General features: G+C 41.5%; 1 protein-coding gene. It reads right to left on the bottom strand.

Annotated elements, in window-relative coordinates; genetic code table 11:
* Nucleotides 1–129: 129 nt before the first annotated feature.
* The coding region (locus tag ACYVJE_RS23035) for a hypothetical protein (RefSeq protein WP_461146129.1) at nt 130–568 on the bottom strand (439 nt) is incomplete at its 5' end.

The raw sequence follows: 568 nt of genomic DNA, 5'->3' as shown, positions 1-568 counted from the left end.
ACTCCTTTTTTTATCCGCTCTTGTTTGATCGCTTTCCCTAATGCGATTGAAATAGAACCTGCCTTTACCATAAGCGGCAAAGTTCGTGGGCTGATCGCGCTAAAAAAAGTGCTGTAGACTACATTTTGATTATTCAATTGACCGTATGTACAAAGCGGCTTTACCAAAATTAATACGGTCCGTATACGTCTCCAACTCACGATCAATGAGCTTGTTATCATAGGGGACGGGGCGGGTTATGTATTTGGTATCAATAAATATAATATTCAGCCGCTCATTAATGAGTTGTTCCGTACTGCGCTCATCAGTACGTTGGGTATGCTTTAGCATATGCTCATTTGCCGTTCCCGTCTTTATCTCCTCCGCATCCTCAAAAAATCGGAATGAGCAATACCAGTATCGGTAATAATGATGATAATTCGATACACATAATTGAAATTGATCGGGTGCCTGCCGAATAGCGCGTAGTAAACTATCAATATTCTGTAGTTTCTGTTGTTGGCCAGGGGTCAACTCATCCAGAAAAGATCGAGCATACAGATTGTCCCGTCGCTCCTTCAAAATATCA

The organism is Salinifilum aidingensis (genome assembly GCF_054782015.1).
This window is presented reverse-complemented; position numbering and strand designations above follow the sequence as displayed.